This window comes from Halopseudomonas pelagia CL-AP6 (assembly GCF_000410875.1).
Classification (GTDB): Bacteria; Pseudomonadota; Gammaproteobacteria; order Pseudomonadales; family Pseudomonadaceae; genus Halopseudomonas; species Halopseudomonas pelagia.
The window spans coordinates 251077-264936 of record NZ_AROI01000006.1 but is presented as its reverse complement, the minus strand read 5'-3'; the positions used below and the strand labels follow the sequence as shown (position 1 = coordinate 264936).

Genomic DNA, 13860 nt, shown 5'->3' with positions numbered 1-13860 from the left:
TTGGTTGGTGTCGGGAAACAGATCAGGCGCGGGGGCACAGCTCGGTTTCAGCGAAGAAATAAGCTACTTCGCGAGCAGCGGAAGTAGTGGAGTCTGAACCATGGACTGCGTTGGCGTCGATGGATTCAGCGAAATCGGCACGAATGGTACCAGCCTCGGCTTCCTTGGGATTGGTGGCACCCATCAGTTCACGATTTTTCAATACAGCGCCTTCGCCTTCCAGCACCTGGACCACTACTGGGCCAGAGATCATGAAGCCAACCAGATCCTTGAAGAAAGGACGCGCGCTGTGCTCAGCGTAAAAGCCTTCAGCATCGGACTGGGACAGCTGAACCATTTTAGCGGCGATAACGCGAAGGCCAGCGTTTTCGAAACGGCCAATGATCTGACCAACAACGTTTTTGGCAACAGCATCGGGCTTGATGATAGACAGGGTACGTTCTACAGCCATAAAAACTCTCCAGAAAATTCAGGGGGGTGGATTCAGGGTTTAAAAAGGAATTGTTAACCTGCGGATTATACGCAGGTTAGTTGCAAATACATAACAGCCTGCGGAAAACCAGCGTTTACTGTGAATTGCGCCGGATTCAGGCCGCCTGACGCAACCGCGTGACGACCTGACAGAGCATCTCCGACGCCCTGTCGATCTCTTCTTCGGTGGTGAACCGGCCTAGCGAAACGCGCAAGGACGCATGGGCCAGCGCATCAGGTATACCTATGGCACGGAGCACGAACGACGGCTCCACCGAGGCGGAGTTGCACGCCGAGCCAGACGACAGCGCCAGATCCTTGAGCGCCAGCAACAGCAATTCGCCATCCACACCGGCGAACGCCAGGTTCAGATTATGCGGTACCCGCTGTTGCACGCTGCCATTGACGGTCACATTCGGCAGCAATTCCAACCCAGCCAGCAAGCGCGCGTGTAACGCACTGATACGCTGAGTCTCCCCAGCTTGCTCCTGCCCGGCCAAGGCAAAGGCCTCACCCATGCCGACAATCTGGTGGGTAGCCAGTGTACCGGAGCGCATGCCGCGTTCATGCCCGCCACCGTGGATCAGCGCCTCCAGTTTGAGCTGCGGATCGCGCCGTACATAAAGCGCGCCGATGCCCTTGGGCCCATAGGTCTTGTGGGCACAGAACGACATGAGATCGACCGGTAAGTGGCGCAAGTCGATAGGCAACTTGCCGGTAGACTGGGCGGCATCCACATGCATCAAGACGTCTGCGGACTGGGCCACAGCGCCCAGCGCGGCAATATCGTTGATGGTGCCTATCTCGTTGTTAACGTGCATCAATGACACCAAAATAGTGTCTTCACGCAGCGCGGCGCGCAATAGCTCAGGAGTTATCAAGCCATCCAGACCCGGCTTCAGATAGGTGACCTCAAAGCCTTCACGTTCCAACTGATGACAACTGTCGAGCACCGCCTTGTGCTCGATCTGCGAGGTGATGATATGCCGGCCGCGCTGCGACCGCGCGTGAGCCACACCCTTGATCGCCAGGTTGTCCGACTCGGTCGCGCCAGAAGTCCAGACAATCTCCCGCGGGTCGGCACCCACCAGGTCCGCAACCTGCCTGCGCGCCCGCTCCACGGCTTCTTCCGCTCGCCAGCCATAGACATGCGAGCGGGAGGCCGGGTTGGCAAAATTACCATCCAGCGTGAGACAGGCCATCATCTTTTCCGCCACGCGGGGGTCCACCGGCGTGGTGGCAGCGTAATCCAGATAGATAGGTAACATCATGGCATTGCCCTCACTGCTCCGAACTGCGATCAGCATCGACCGGCGTGGCCGGCTTCTGCCGACTCGGCGCATCAGCCTGGAGCAACTCGAAATCGTCCGCGTCCAGCGTGGGCAGATCCTTGGCGCAGTAATCGCTACCAAGGCCTTTCAACGCATCGCACATACCTTCCAGCCGACCATCCACCGCATGTAAATGATCGAGCATCTGCCCGATCGCCCGCGCGACCGGGTCCGGCATATCACGCGTGACGCCATAGGCATCAAAGCCGAGCTTCTCAGCCATGGCCTGGCGCTTGGCGCACTGGTCGTCAGCGGAGCGATCAGCTTCCTTGAGGATGATCCGGCCTGGAATACCTACCGCCGTAGCCCCGGCAGGCACCGCCTTGGTCACCACCGCGTTGGAGCCGATCTTGGCTCCGGCGCCGACGACAAAGGGGCCCAACACCTTGGCACCGGCTCCGACTACCACCCCGTCTTCCAGCGTCGGATGACGCTTGCCCTTGTCCCAACTGGTGCCGCCCAGCGTTACGCCCTGATAAAGCGTCACATCGTCACCTATTTCTGCGGTTTCACCGATCACCACACCCATGCCGTGATCGATGAAAAACCGCCGACCCAGTTTGGCACCCGGATGAATCTCGATGCCGGTAGCCCAGCGGGCAAAGTTCGATACCATGCGCGCCAACAGCCGCGCATTGCGCTGCCAGAGCACATGCGCCAGGCGATGCAGCCAGATGGCATGCAGGCCCGGGTAGCAGAACAGCACCTCGAGCGTGGAGCGCGCGGCGGGATCGCGGTGAAATACGCTGGCGATATCTTCCTTCATGCGCTTGATCATGCTTAACGTCTCCGCTCACCGGTTGATTTCACACCGATGGCTTTCTGGGTTTGGGTGAGGATACCGCGCAGGATGTTCATTTCCATGCGGTTGATGCCCATGCGCCCATACAGGCGGCGCAACCGCGGCATCAAGTGTCTTGGTTGTTGAGGGTCGAGGAAGTCAATTTCAACCAGCACCTGCTGCAAATGCACGAAATACTGCTCCATCTCATCGCCAGTGGTAGGCATCTCGTTCTGGCTGGACGTTGCTTCGACCTTTTGCAGGCTGGTCGGCTGGCCCTGACGCAGCAAACTCTGCATGCGCAGCTCATAGCTGAGCACCTGCACCGCCGCACCGAGGTTCAGCGAACTGAAATCCGGATTAGAGGGGATGTGCACGTGAAACTGGCAGCGTTGCAGCTCATCACTGGTCAGGCCGGCATCTTCACGGCCAAACACCAGCGCCACCTGGCAGTCAGGCAGCTCGCCGAGCTGGTCGAGCACCTTATCTGCAGCTTCGCGTGGGTCAACCACCGGCCAGGGTATACGCCGGTCCCGCGCACTGGTGCCCAGCACCAGCACACAATCGGCTAACGCTTCCTCTAATGTGGCTACCACCCGAGCATTCTGCAGCACATCGTCAGCGCCCGCTGCCCTGGCGCTCGCCTGCTGGTCGGGAAAGCGCCGGGGATCGACCAGTACCAATTGACTGATACCCATATTCTTCATGGCCCGCGCTGCGCCACCGATATTACCGGGATGACTGGTATTGACCAGAACCACACGTACATTGTCGAGCACAGAAGACTCCCAAAACAGCGCTGCCGCAAGGCAAGGAACCCAACATCTTACAAAAGCCTAAAGGCAAAGACCATGATGCATTCATGTTCGCCCGCTTATCTGCTACAATTTCCGGCTTTTCACCACCCCCCAATCAGAGACACCCGTATGCAGCCCATGTTGAACATTGCCCTGCGCGCCGCACGCAGCGCTGGAGAACTGATCTATCGCTCCGTGGAGCGGCTTGACGTTCTGACCGTCAACGAAAAGGAAGCCAACGATTATGTGACCGAGGTCGATCGGGCTGCAGAGCAAACCATCATCGCTCATCTGCGCAAGGCCTTCCCTGATCACGGCATTCATGCCGAGGAATCGGGCTTTCAGCCTGGCCAGGGCGCCGGCGCAGACATTGTCTGGATCATCGATCCGCTGGATGGCACTACTAACTTCATCCGCGGTGTACCTCACTACGCTGTAAGCATTGCCTGCCGTATCAAGGGCAAGATCGAGCACGCGGTAGTACTAGATCCGGTGCGCCAGGAAGAATTCACCGCCAGCCGCGGTCGTGGCGCCGCACTGAACGGTAAGCGCCTGCGCGTCAGTTCGCGCAAAACACTGGATGGCGCCCTACTGGGCACCGGCTTTCCCTTTCGCGCTGATCAGGTCGAATCGCTGGACAACTATATGGGCATGTTCAAGAGCCTGGTCGGCCAGACCGCGGGCATCCGTCGCTGCGGTGCAGCCAGTCTCGACTTAGCCTATGTGGCAGCTGGCCGTTACGATGCGTTCTGGGAGTTCGGCCTGGCGGAGTGGGACATGGCGGCCGGCAGCCTGCTGATCCAGGAAGCGGGCGGCCTGGTCAGCGATTTCACCGGCGGCCACCAGTTTCTCGACAAAGGGCAATTGGTCGCAGGCAATCCCAAGTGCTTCAAGGCGGTACTCACGGCTATCCAGCCGCACCTGAGCCCCGCGATGAAGCGCTAAGCACTGCACAGCGGCAAGCCTGCTGAAATAGCAGAACCTCAAAGGCCCGCACTGGAATCAGTGCGGGCCTTTTTATGCATAACAAAAAAGCCCACAGCGGCGAGGCTATGGGCTTCAGGGTTGCGCTAGACGCAAAGTGCGAGCGGCTCGCCGCCTGTTACCAGCGCCCTTAAGGACGCTCGTCCAGCGCCTCCTCTACCTGGGTAGGGATGAGATCTTCTCGCGTCAACTTCAGGGTCATCAACAGACCGTTGGAAACATAGATCGAGGAGTAAGTCCCCACGCAGACACCGATCAGCAGCGCAGTAGCAAAGCCGTGAATGTTCTCGCCGCCAAAGTAAAACAGGGCGAGCAACACCAATATGGTCGAGAACGAGGTTGCCAAGGTTCTGGCCAGCGTCTGAGTTGTCGAGACGTTGATAATCTCTTCCAGGTCAGCCTTACGCATGATGCGTAGATTTTCTCGCACCCGGTCGAACACCACGATGGTGTCGTTCAGCGAGTAACCAATGACCGCCAGCACCGCCGCCAACACAGTCAGGTCGAACGACAGCCCAAAGAACGCAAAAAACCCCAGAGTGAAGATCACGTCATGGACGATAGCGACTATAGCGCCAACAGCGAATTTCATCTGGAAGCGCAGCGAGACGTACAGCAGGATACCACCCATGGCCAACAACATGCCGAGGCCGCCCTGGTCACGCAACTCCTCACCCACCTGCGGGCCGATAAACTCGATCCGCTTGATGGTCACCTCACTGCCATCCTCGTTCTGAATCAGCCGTGCGATCTGGCTACCCAGATCGGGGTCATCGCTCGGCAGACGGATCAGTACGTCCGTAGAGGCACCGAAATTCTGCACGATAGCATCGTCCCAGCCCTCAGCGCGAAGGACGCCACGAATACCTTCGAGGTCGGCCGGGCTGTCATAATTAAGCTCAATCAGCGCACCGCCGGTGAAATCCAGACCCAGATTCAGTTGCTTGATCGCTAGACTGGCAATCGAGCCAACCATAAGCACGATGGCGACGGCAAAGAAAAACTTGCGTAGCGCCATGAATTTGATGGTTTTGTTGATGATCATGATGCGCTCCTCACAGCCACAGCTTCTTGATGTCACGCCCGCCGATGGTCAGGTTGACCATTGCTCGGGTGACCATGATGGCGCTAAACATTGAAGTGAGAATGCCCAGCGAGAGCGTCACTGCAAAGCCCTTGATCGGGCCTGAGCCCATGGCAAACAGGATTACGCCGACCAGCAGCGTGGTCAAACTACCGTCGATAATCGCCGAGAACGCCTTGTCGTAGCCCTCGTGGATCGCCCGCTGCGCAGACATGCCCGCCGCAACCTCCTCTTTCATGCGCGAGAAAATCAGCACGTTGGCGTCCACCGCCATACCCAGCGTCAGCACGATGCCGGCAATACCCGGCAGCGTCAGCGTAGCACCCAACAGGGACATCAAGGCCAGCAGCAGTATCAGGTTGAAGGTCAAGGCGATCCCGGCGAATACGCCAAAGCCCTTGTACACCAGCACCATGAAGATCAGTACCAGTGCAAACCCAACCTGCGTCGCCGTTACGCCCTTGGCAATGTTCTCTGCGCCCAGGCTCGGGCCAATGGTGCGTTCTTCAACAAAGTACATGGGCGCCGCCAAACCACCGGCGCGTAACAGCAGCGCCAGCTCGGAAGCCTCGCCGGGAGAATCCAGACCGGTGATCCGAAATTGATTACCCAGCGTGCTCTGAATGGTAGCCAGACTGATGATGGCCTTTTCTTCGACAAAAGCCGGCACCTCGACTTCCTGCATCTGGCCGTCAACGTCCTGCATCACTTGGCGGGTAATCTGACGCTGCTCGATAAAGATCACGGCCATGCCACGACCGATGTTGTTACGCGTCGCACGGGTCATCAATTCGCCGCCGTTGCCATCCAGGCGAATATTCACCTGTGGCCGGCCGTTTTCGTCAAAGTTTGATTGGGCGTCGGTTACTTGGTCGCCCGTCAGTATGATACTGCGCTCGACGTCAGCCGGCGGGCGAGCACCACCACGGAACTCGAAAGACTCGACCGTAGCGCGCGCCGCATTAGGCTCGGCAGCGAGGCGAAATTCCAGGTTGGCGGTTTTGCCGAGAATACGCTTGGCCTCGGCCGTGTCCTGCACCCCAGGCAGCTCGACTACTATCCGATTGGCGCCTTGACGCTGCACCAACGGCTCGGCCACACCCAGCTCGTTAACCCGATTACGCACGGTGGTCAGGTTCTGACTGACCGCGTACTGGCGAATCTCGGCCAGCTCTGCGTCTGTCAAGGTCAAACGCAGTACCTGCAACTCTTCACGGCTGGTAGTGCTCATTTGAAACTGGCTATATTGACGGGCAATTAGCCGCTGCGCAGCATCCAACTGATCCGCATCGGTAAAGCCGAACTGCAGCACATTGCCCTGGTTCGGCATGCTGCGGTAGCGGATTCGCTCGCCACGCAAGAGATTGCGCAGCTCACTTTCATACACATTCACCCGCGCTTCAATAGCCTTGTCCATATCCACTTCCAGCAGGAAGTGCACCCCCCCGGACAAGTCCAGACCCAACTTCATTGGGCCCGCGCCAATATTGACCAGCCAATCAGGTGTGGTCGGTGCAAGGTTCTGCGCCACCACAAACTCCTGACCCAACTCGCGGCGCACCACGTCCTGAGCAGCCAACTGATCAGCGCGATGGACCAGGCGCACCAGGCCCGAGCGACCCTGACTTGCGACATCAGTACCCTTGGTAGCAATACCTGCCTCGGTCAGAGCACCTTCGATGCGGTCGAGATCTGCTTGGCCGATGGTTTGGGTGGAGCTGGCACCAGAGATCTGAATCGCCGGATCATCCGGGTACAGGTTCGGCATGGCATAGATCAGGCCGAGTACCAGCACGGCCAGAATCAGCATGTATTTCCAGAGGGGATAGCGGTTGAGCATATCAGCGACCAATAACAACCCGGGCGCCAACAGGCGCCCGAGTGAGGTGATAAAGAGGGATCAGATGGCTTTCAACGTGCCTTTGGGCAGCGCAGCAACAACAGAGCCTTTCTGGAACTTGAGTTCCTGACCGTCGCCCACTTCCAGCACGATGAATTCATCGGTGACTTTCTTGACCTTGCCCAGAATACCGCCGCCGGTCACCACTTCGTCGCCGACCGTCAGGCCGCCGATCAGGTTCTTGTGCTCCTTGGCCCGTTTGGACTGGGGGCGCCAGATCATCAGGTAAAAAATAACCAGAAAGCCGACCAGAAAGATCCATTCAAAACCACCACCCATAGGTGAGGCACCTTCAGCGGTTTGTGCCACGGCGGCAGGGATGAAAAAACTCATGTGTAACTCCTATTTATAGAAACAGCTAAGACAGGTTAATGGGGCGTTCCGGGCGCGTTTCAATCCCCCAGCTCAGGCACAGGGAGGCCGATGCGAGCATAGAAGTCATCCACAAAGGCGCTCAATGTACCTGTTTGAATGGCACCGCGCAAACCAGCCATGAGCCGCTGATAGTGCCGCAGGTTATGGATGGTATTGAGCATGCTGCCCAGCATCTCGTCGCATTTGTCCAAGTGATGCAGATAGGCGCGGGAAAAGTTCAGGCAGGTGTAGCAATCGCAGGTCGGATCCAGGCTGCTGGTGTCGTGCCTGTGCACCGCATTGCGGATCTTGATAACTCCGCTGTCGACGAACAGGTAGCCGTTGCGCGCATTGCGCGTCGGCATCACGCAATCGAACATGTCGACGCCACGGCGAACGCCCTCAACCAGATCCTGCGGCTTGCCCACACCCATCAGGTAGCGCGGCTTGTCCACGGGCATAAGCCCGGGCATATAGTCGAGCACCTTGATCATCTCTTCCTTCGGCTCGCCCACCGAAAGACCACCAATGGCCAGGCCATCAAAGCCAATCTCGTTCAAGCCATCGAGTGAGCGCTGGCGCAAATCTTTATGCATACCACCCTGAACGATACCGAATAACGCAGAAGGATTATCCGCGTGCGCATCCTTGGAGCGCTGCGCCCAGCGTAACGACAATTCCATCGAGCGCCGCGCGGTATCCTCGTCCGCCGGATAGGGCGTGCATTCATCGAAGATCATGACGATATCCGAACCCAGGTCGCGCTGCACCTGCATGGATTCCTCCGGCCCCATAAACACCTTGGCACCGTCCACCGGCGAGGAGAAATACACGCCCTCCTCCTTGATCTTGCGCATCGCGCCCAGGCTGAATACCTGAAATCCGCCTGAGTCGGTCAGAATCGGCCCTTGCCATTGCATAAAGTCATGCAGGTCGCCGTGCGCTTTGATCACCTCTGTCCCAGGACGCAACCACAGATGAAAGGTGTTACCCAGAACGATCTGAGCGCCGATGGCTTCAACATCGCGCGGCAACATGCCCTTGACCGTCCCATAGGTACCTACCGGCATAAACGCGGGCGTTTCCACCACACCGCGCGGGAACGTCAGGCGTCCCCGGCGAGCTTTACCGTCAGTGGCCAGCAACTCGAAACTCATATGACTCATGCAACATCCTCGGGCCCGGTCGCAACCGGATTGCGGGTGATGAACATGGCATCACCGTAACTGAAAAAGCGGTATTCGTTATCGACCGCGGCGCGGTAGGCCGCCATCGTCGACGCGTAGCCGGCAAAAGCCGACACCAACATCAACAGCGTGGACTCCGGCAGATGGAAATTGGTCACCAGCGCATCGACCACGTGAAAAGGCCTGCCAGGATAAATGAAGATGTCGGTATCGCCAGCAAAAGGCTCGATTACACCTGAGCGCGCCGCCGTCTCCAGCGAGCGCACACTGGTCGTGCCCACCGCTATCACCCTTCCACCGCGCGCCTTGCAAGCGCGCACCGCATCGACCACGTCTTGATCGACCTCCAACCACTCACTGTGCATCTGATGATCTTCGATACGCTCGACCCGAACCGGCTGAAAAGTGCCAGCGCCCACATGCAGCGTCACGTGAGCACTGTGCACGCCCATATCAGAAATCGTCTGCAACAGAGCCTGGTCAAAATGCAGACCCGCCGTGGGTGCTGCGACGGCCCCCGCCCGGGCGGCATAGACGGTCTGATAACGCTCACGGTCTGCCGCCTCGTCCGCGCGATCGATATAGGGCGGCAGCGGCATATGGCCCACCTGCTCGAGCAACGGCAACACATCTTCGTCAAAGCTAAGTTCGAACAGCGCACCATGTCGCGCGAACATCACCGCCACTGCGCCACCCTCAATCATAATGCGGCTGCCTGGCTTGGGCGATTTGCTCGAGCGCACATGCGCCAGCACTCGCCGATTATCCAGCACCCGCTCAACCAGGACTTCCAATTGGCCGCCAGTTTCCTTGCGGCCAAACAAACGCGCAGGAATGACCCGGGTGTTGTTAAACACCATCAGATCACCGGGGCGCAGATAGTCGAGCAAATCGGCAAAATGCCGATGCTCCAGCTCACCACTCTGCCCATCCAGGCACAACAGACGGCTGGCTCGACGCTCGGCAAGAGGATGACGGGCGATTAGCCGATCAGGCAACTCAAACTGGAAATCACTGACACGCATGCGGGTGGTGGTTCCGGAAGGTAAAAAAGGTGGCATATAGTAGCGGAAATGCACACGCTGGGCCAAAGAAAGCAGTCTTATTCACTCAGCGGCATTGACCAGGCGCCCTTGGGATTCGTATACTCCGCGCCGTCTGTTGGAAAGCACAGGCCTCGATGGCGGAATTGGTAGACGCGGCGGATTCAAAATCCGTTTCTGGTGACAGAGTGGGAGTTCGATTCTCCCTCGAGGCACCATCTGCAGCATGCAGATGGGTCACAACAGCAAAAAAACAAGAACCGGCCGAGTGCTGGTTTTTTTGTGCGCTTTTTTTGACGATCAGACCGCCGAGCCAATCCAGATCTAGGGCAATACCAGCCCGCCAGACTCCCGGTGCAACTGGCGTAAAAGTCTGCCCAACTCAACGATATTGTGCTGGCCATCTTCAACTGCGCGACGCTGCGTCACGCTGACCAGCTCAAGCGCGCGCTCATCCAGCAACGCCGACAGCCCCTGCAATCCCTGCTGCCGCTCGTTACTGACTTGCCGCAACTGCTGCCTTTCTTGACGCTGCGGCAGTCCGTAGCCGCCCTCCAGCAATTCAGCTGGCCGACTGAGAAAGCCGCTCTCGCGCAACAGCTGACTCATTAGATCCCCGGTGTCATTCAAGGCCGTATCATCCGGCCGGCGGCCAGAAACATAGCGGTCCTTCAACTCGTGCTGCATCAACAACACCTGGCGCCTCAACGCCGCCTGCTCCAGCAGCAGTAGGGCCGCGGCAGTGCGATAGTCCGCACGGCTGAACCAGGATTGCCGCTCCTGCGGCGCTAGCGCCAGCCAGTCCTCGACCTGCCGCTGCGGCAGATCAAGATACTCGCGCGCATTACGAAACATCAATTGATAGCGTTCACGATAGGAGTCGAAATAATACCCCTGGCGCAGCGCTTCAGCCTGATCGTGCATCACCGATTGATCCACCAGACCGGCATGCCTGAGCAGTGCCAGCAGCCCGGTAGGTGTAACGGTTTGCATACGGCGAATATCCGGACGGTCGGTACCGCTGCGCAACAGCTTCAGCGTCTCGACCGCACAATTGTTGCTAACAAAATAGTAGGTGCCGTCGTAGCCCCAGTGCATCTCCGCGGCACGCTGAACCAGGCTGATCTGCTGCTCACGCGTCAAGCGCAGGGGCAGCGATTGCAGCGGCCTTAACTCAATCTTGGTGTATTCATCGACCACCTGATTCAACGGCAGCATAAACAATCGCGACGGATAAGCACCGGTCAGTCCATCCCAACTGGATAGCTGTACGTCATCGACAAACGCCCGGAAAGACAACACCAGGTGATGCTCCAGATCCATCAGGCACTCAGGCCCCAGCGGCCGGTCCGGTGCACAAATGACCACCCGCAGCATGCTGTGACCCCAACGGCTGACAAAGGCGCCGTCCGGCTCGGCCAGGAGATAATGCACCTGGTAGATACGCTCGGGGTCGAGCCAGCCCAATGCCGGCCGGTCCGGGTCCAGGCCTCCATTAACAAAGGACAAGCCAGGAGCACAATCGGCCGAATGGGTAGGCGCCCAGCCAAAATGTGTGGCGAAATAATCATGAAGAGCCGGGCGCCGGCAGCGGTATTCGGGATCGAGCAGAAAGTATTCAAGATTGACCGCGACGAATTCGCGCGGATTGCTCAGCTCGTAAGCATCTGGACTGCGCAGGTAGTGATTATTCTCCGGCTCCGCCACGCCCCGCCCGCCGATGCGTGCGGGCCAGCCGGCGAGTTCAAGCAACCTGGGGTCGTCACTGAGGGTAAAGTGCCGCTGGGACTGGCCCTGGCACGCCGCAGGCAAACCAACCGGGCCGAGACTACTGTGCTGCTGGCCACAAAAGCGCGCTAGCCCACGCTCTTCATCGGGCCAGAACTGGCCGCGATCATAAAAATGCGCCAACTCGTGAATCAGTGTTGCCTGCAATTCCCGCTGCAGGGTACCGTGCTGGCGGCCGCCCGGCAGGGCCTGATCATCACCCTGAACCAGCGCATCCAGCCAACGCTGATTGAGCAGTATGTGGCCGTCAAATCGCGCCCGACCCATCACGCTATGCGGCAGACGAGACGACCAACGCACACCGATACTGCGGTCCAACTCGGTCACCAGCAGCGGCGGTAGCGCATCGACCGCTGCATCAAGCAACTGCTGGCTGGCTTGGCGCTGCTCGGCGTTCAGGCCACGCTCATTCAGATTCAAGCTCAGCGCAGCATGCGCCAAAGGAGCAAACAGCAGCACGCCAACGCTGAACGTGGCAGCCAATACCATTACGCCCCGCCGCAGGGCGAGGCGCACTTCAAGACACAATGGAGGTGAAGCCCTGAACAGACCCAGGCTCTGCTGGCCTTATCACAAGGCCAGAATAGCCTCGGCCAGTTGCATGTCACTGGCTTGCAGCGCTGGCATTTGCTGGCGAATATGGCTCAGGGCCGCTTCAAGATTGACGCCGCGCACGTCACCGTTGCTACCAACGAAACTGGCAGCATCCTCACGGGCCTGAAGCACAACCTTATCTGACCCGAAGGTGGACGCAGTGCTGTCACCCAGCGCCTGAGCCGTGTTGGCCAGGGAGGAACCCAGCGCATTCGTGGTGCCGACAAAGCTCGAAGCGGAGGCTACGGCAGAAAAGCCAAGCAGACCGGCGACGAGAAACACAGAGCGAATCTTCATAAGAACTCCTTGAGAATAATCAGGCCTCAAGGACCTGGTTTGCAAAGCCGCTGTCGGCCTACCCCACCTCAGCTTAGCCCTTAACCGGCCATGCTGATGACCTTAGTAAAGACAATAGTGATCGCCGTTTCAACGATGGCAGCGAAATAACCCTGCCGTAGCCCGTAGATAGCAAACTGCCTTACTGTTCGTCGAGATAACGCTCGGCGTCCAGCGCCGCCATGCAGCCCGCACCCGCAGAAGTAATCGCCTGACGGTAGATGTGATCAGCTACATCGCCTGCGGCGAACACACCCGGCACATTCGTGGCCGTAGCATTGCCCTCGGTGCCGCTGTGGACTTTCAGGTAACCGTCCTTCATGTCCAGCTGCCCGGTGAACAGATCGGTGTTGGGTTTGTGACCTATGGCGATAAACACACCTGCCAGGGCAATGTCTTCTGTACCTCCGGCATTCAGCGCGATACGCATACCCGTGACGCCCGTAGCATCGCCAAGCACTTCATCCAGCGTTGCATTCAGTTTGAGCTCGATCTTGCCCTCGGCAACCCGCGCCATCAGCTTGTCGATCAGAATCTTTTCTGCCCGGAAGGTATCGCGGCGGTGCACCAAGGTGACTTTCTTGGCAATATTGGCCAGATAAAGCGCCTCTTCAACCGCCGTGTTGCCGCCACCGATCACCGCGACATCCTGATTGCGGTAAAAGAACCCATCACAGGTCGCGCACGCCGACACGCCTTTACCCATAAACGCTTCTTCCGAAGGCAAACCCAGGTATTGCGCCGAAGCGCCGGTGGCGATGATCAGCGCATCGCACTGGTATTCACCCTGATCACCCCAGAGGCTGAAAGGCCGCTTGGTCAGATCGACCTTGTTGATATGGTCGAAGATGATTTCCGTTTCGAAGCGCTCGGCGTGCTGACGCATACGCTCCATCAACGCCGGACCTTGTAGGCCTTCAACGTCGCCGGGCCAGTTATCCACCTCGGTCGTAGTGGTCAACTGACCGCCCATCTGCATACCGGTGATCAGCACCGGTTTCAGGTTGGCACGCGCAGCGTAAACGGCGGCGCTGTAGCCAGCCGGACCAGAACCCAGAATGATCAGCCGGGTGTGACGTACTTCAGACATACTGCCTCCAGAACACCGCGCTGGCGGTGCAAACGATTAAACTAACGACCCGCCAGCCAGATGACACTGCTAACCAGCCGCGCAAAGTAAGAAGTCAGAGCCACCTTGAAGACGGCCGCG

The 13860-nt window shown here is 58.5% G+C and carries 13 protein-coding genes and 1 tRNA gene; 2 read left to right on the top strand and 12 right to left on the bottom strand.

From position 1 onward, the window contains the following. Positions 1 to 22: 22 nt before the first annotated feature. From ndk to K787_RS0105655, 4 genes are all read right to left on the bottom strand, one after another. A complete protein-coding gene (ndk, locus tag K787_RS0105670) occupies positions 23 to 451 on the bottom strand; it encodes a nucleoside-diphosphate kinase (RefSeq protein WP_022961824.1) in 429 nt (142 codons plus the stop codon). A gap of 136 nt (positions 452 to 587) precedes the next feature. Then, positions 588 to 1742 carry an IscS subfamily cysteine desulfurase gene (locus tag K787_RS0105665; RefSeq protein WP_028614640.1) on the bottom strand — a complete coding sequence of 385 codons (1155 nt, stop codon included), beginning with the start codon at positions 1740 to 1742 and terminating at the stop codon, positions 588 to 590. A 10-nt stretch (positions 1743 to 1752) separates the two neighbouring features. Continuing rightward, a complete protein-coding gene (gene cysE / locus K787_RS22305) occupies positions 1753 to 2580 on the bottom strand; it encodes a serine O-acetyltransferase (RefSeq protein WP_022961823.1) in 828 nt (275 codons plus the stop codon). A 2-nt stretch (positions 2581 to 2582) separates the two neighbouring features. Beyond that, entirely contained in the window at positions 2583 to 3362 is a 780-nt protein-coding gene (locus K787_RS0105655; RefSeq protein ID WP_022961822.1) for an RNA methyltransferase, read from the bottom strand. A 147-nt stretch (positions 3363 to 3509) separates the two neighbouring features. Here K787_RS0105655 and suhB point away from each other — a divergent pair, with 147 nt between their 5' ends. Next, positions 3510 to 4325 (top strand): type III secretion system regulator SuhB, encoded by an 816-nt coding sequence (gene suhB, locus K787_RS0105650; RefSeq protein WP_022961821.1) that lies wholly within the window; start codon positions 3510 to 3512, stop codon positions 4323 to 4325. Between the two features lie 169 nt (positions 4326 to 4494). Here suhB and secF read toward each other — a convergent pair whose 3' ends face one another. The 5 genes from secF to queA are packed head-to-tail and all read right to left on the bottom strand — an operon-like array spanning position 4495 to position 9914. Then, positions 4495 to 5409: a protein translocase subunit SecF gene (gene secF, locus K787_RS0105645; RefSeq protein WP_022961820.1), complete on the bottom strand. Its 915-nt coding sequence runs from the start codon at positions 5407 to 5409 to the stop codon at positions 4495 to 4497. 10 nt (positions 5410 to 5419) lie between these two features. Continuing rightward, positions 5420 to 7288 (bottom strand): protein translocase subunit SecD, encoded by a 1869-nt coding sequence (secD, locus tag K787_RS0105640; RefSeq protein WP_028614638.1) that lies wholly within the window; start codon positions 7286 to 7288, stop codon positions 5420 to 5422. A 60-nt stretch (positions 7289 to 7348) separates the two neighbouring features. Next, positions 7349 to 7681 carry a preprotein translocase subunit YajC gene (gene yajC, locus K787_RS0105635; RefSeq protein ID WP_022961818.1) on the bottom strand — a complete coding sequence of 111 codons (333 nt, stop codon included), beginning with the start codon at positions 7679 to 7681 and terminating at the stop codon, positions 7349 to 7351. Between the two features lie 59 nt (positions 7682 to 7740). After that, the gene (tgt, locus tag K787_RS0105630; RefSeq protein WP_028614637.1) at positions 7741 to 8859 is read right to left on the bottom strand and encodes a tRNA guanosine(34) transglycosylase Tgt; all 1119 of its coding nucleotides are present in this window, start codon (positions 8857 to 8859) and stop codon (positions 7741 to 7743) included. Positions 8860 to 8864: 5 nt separating this feature from the next. After that, positions 8865 to 9914 (bottom strand): tRNA preQ1(34) S-adenosylmethionine ribosyltransferase-isomerase QueA, encoded by a 1050-nt coding sequence (queA, locus tag K787_RS0105625; protein WP_022961816.1) that lies wholly within the window; start codon positions 9912 to 9914, stop codon positions 8865 to 8867. A 149-nt stretch (positions 9915 to 10063) separates the two neighbouring features. On the opposite strand from queA, the gene K787_RS0105620 reads away from it, so the two are divergent. Next, a tRNA-Leu gene (locus K787_RS0105620) sits at positions 10064 to 10150 on the top strand. Between the two features lie 106 nt (positions 10151 to 10256). On the opposite strand, the gene K787_RS0105610 is transcribed toward K787_RS0105620, so the two are convergent. The 3 genes from K787_RS0105610 to trxB form a co-directional block, all read right to left on the bottom strand. Next, complete coding sequence (locus tag K787_RS0105610) at positions 10257 to 12209, bottom strand: DUF7844 domain-containing protein (protein WP_022961814.1); 1953 nt, start codon at positions 12207 to 12209, stop codon at positions 10257 to 10259. Positions 12210 to 12290: 81 nt separating this feature from the next. Further along, the gene (locus K787_RS0105605; protein ID WP_022961813.1) at positions 12291 to 12611 is read right to left on the bottom strand and encodes a DUF2388 domain-containing protein; all 321 of its coding nucleotides are present in this window, start codon (positions 12609 to 12611) and stop codon (positions 12291 to 12293) included. Between the two features lie 181 nt (positions 12612 to 12792). Next, positions 12793 to 13740 (bottom strand): thioredoxin-disulfide reductase, encoded by a 948-nt coding sequence (gene trxB / locus K787_RS0105600; RefSeq protein ID WP_022961812.1) that lies wholly within the window; start codon positions 13738 to 13740, stop codon positions 12793 to 12795. Positions 13741 to 13860: the final 120 nt, after the last annotated feature.

What these genes read in the sequence shown, in the direction of transcription:
- tgt (WP_028614637.1), bottom strand. Translation starts at nt 8,859, where the DNA reads ATGAGTTTCGAGTTGCTGGCCACTGACGGTAAAGCTCGCCGGGGACGC.
- cysE (WP_022961823.1), bottom strand. Translation starts at nt 2,580, where the DNA reads ATGATCAAGCGCATGAAGGAAGATATCGCCAGCGTATTTCACCGCGAT.
- secD (WP_028614638.1), bottom strand. Translation starts at nt 7,288, where the DNA reads ATGCTCAACCGCTATCCCCTCTGGAAATACATGCTGATTCTGGCCGTG.
- trxB (WP_022961812.1), bottom strand. Translation starts at nt 13,740, where the DNA reads ATGTCTGAAGTACGTCACACCCGGCTGATCATTCTGGGTTCTGGTCCG.
- yajC (WP_022961818.1), bottom strand. Translation starts at nt 7,681, where the DNA reads ATGAGTTTTTTCATCCCTGCCGCCGTGGCACAAACCGCTGAAGGTGCC.
- K787_RS0105610 (WP_022961814.1), bottom strand. Translation starts at nt 12,209, where the DNA reads ATGGTATTGGCTGCCACGTTCAGCGTTGGCGTGCTGCTGTTTGCTCCT.
- secF (WP_022961820.1), bottom strand. Translation starts at nt 5,409, where the DNA reads ATGATCATCAACAAAACCATCAAATTCATGGCGCTACGCAAGTTTTTC.
- K787_RS0105605 (WP_022961813.1), bottom strand. Translation starts at nt 12,611, where the DNA reads ATGAAGATTCGCTCTGTGTTTCTCGTCGCCGGTCTGCTTGGCTTTTCT.
- K787_RS0105665 (WP_028614640.1), bottom strand. Translation starts at nt 1,742, where the DNA reads ATGATGTTACCTATCTATCTGGATTACGCTGCCACCACGCCGGTGGAC.
- suhB (WP_022961821.1), top strand. Translation starts at nt 3,510, where the DNA reads ATGCAGCCCATGTTGAACATTGCCCTGCGCGCCGCACGCAGCGCTGGA.
- ndk (WP_022961824.1), bottom strand. Translation starts at nt 451, where the DNA reads ATGGCTGTAGAACGTACCCTGTCTATCATCAAGCCCGATGCTGTTGCC.
- queA (WP_022961816.1), bottom strand. Translation starts at nt 9,914, where the DNA reads ATGCGTGTCAGTGATTTCCAGTTTGAGTTGCCTGATCGGCTAATCGCC.